At 40.2% G+C, this 1582-nt stretch carries 1 protein-coding gene; it reads right to left on the reverse strand.

All coding sequences use genetic code 11. From position 1 onward, the window contains the following. A partial coding sequence (locus FGS84_RS30560; protein ID WP_138311885.1) for an IS1634 family transposase occupies positions 1 to 1424 on the reverse strand: 1424 nt, incomplete at its 3' end. Between the last annotated feature and the right edge of the window lie 158 nt (positions 1425 to 1582).

Below are 1582 nucleotides of genomic sequence, written 5' to 3' on the forward strand. Positions count from 1 at the left end.
ACCGGTCTCGCATCCAACTGTGATTTCATAATCCGGAAAGATTCTTCTATCCTCCACAGATTGTGGTAAACCGCGTATATTTCTGAAGCAGGCATATTGATTTCTGACGTCACCATCATGTTATAACCGGCAAGCCTTTTGGCATTTTCTATTGCCTTGTCATTCATCTCAACTTTGATTTTACCATCGGTTTTCATTCCTTTTTTATCTGCAGCCACAAAGGAAACGTATTTTGCGCTGTCTCCATACTCGGATTTTTTTGCTTCGCATGCCCTGAGTGCCTTTGCCTTTTCCACCTGTTTGTTTATTTCATAGTTCTGTTTTTCAGCAAGTTTGGGATTATAAGTTACCACACGTTTTTCCCTGAGCTTTATGGACTTTCTGCGACCGTTTCCATCGGTGTAAGTATAGACGAAATCATCCACACATTCTTTCATTCGGTAAAGTACTTTTCCATCTCTGTTTTTGATATCGATATAATTATTTTCCAACAGAACCCAGGTCTTTTCTACCTCTGGCAGCATCTTTACAGATTTAGAGAAAATATATCCATCACCAGCTTTCAATGCGTGGAGTATGTTGTCAATACAGTTGAGCCCTTTGTCAGCCACCTGGATGGTTCTGCCGTTTATGTGATTGCGCTGCTTCAAATCATCAATGACGGTTCGGATTACGGGTTTTTCGCTTTCGTTGCCGGGATACATCTTCATGCCGATTGGAATCTGATGCGCATCGAGCAGCAATCCCATGCCGACAATGGGTTCTGTTTTGTTCTCTTTGGAAGGGCCTTTATGGCGAAAATCGTCTTCGCGGTCAATCTCAAAGTAAAAGTTGGTACAATCAAAGTAGGTGTGCGAAGTATCAAACTTATATGTCAGCTCAATCTGATGATTATAGATTTCAATGATCTTCTCATATTCAGAGCCGATGTATTCAAGGCCGGAATAGAGCTGGTCAAGAGAGAAGTCATATTTGCCAAAGAGCTTGGGAATGACTTCATCATAAGTTCTGGATTTTGAACAGGGATGGACGCCTCTGGCATAAATGAGGGCGGACAGCATGTCAAATACATTGAAGCGGAAATCAGTTGCCGTCTGCATCAAGTCCATATATTTTTTACAGCAGAGAGCGTCGTTAAGATTTTTCAACGGAAAATAGCCCAGGAGTTTTTCGGGAGATTCCTCCGATATCTGACGCTTTTTTTCCTGGTGTTTACTCTTGTGGTATTCCTGATTAAGTTTGCGAACCTGTTCGCTGTAAAAAGCAATCGGATCCTCGATTCCATTCTTCATGAGTTCGTTTACATAGCCGATGGCTTCGTGAGACCTGTGTGCAGTCTGCTTTTTTGCAGAGTCATAAAAACTCTCATAAATCTGAAGGTAAATACCCTTCTTGAGATTGGATTTTTTTAAAAAGTAAGCCATAAGAATCCCTCCTCATACATTATAACACCATAACACCATTTTGTAAAGAGATATAAAACAATTTAGTCAAATTTTTAAAACACAAAAAAAGCCAGCAACTATGCTGACTGTAAATATATGATGTGTTGAATTGCCCCTAAAGAATTATGGTGTTAAAG

Source organism: Clostridium sp. 1001271st1 H5, assembly GCF_005845215.1.
In the GTDB taxonomy this organism is placed as follows: Bacteria; Bacillota; Clostridia; order Lachnospirales; family Lachnospiraceae; genus Enterocloster.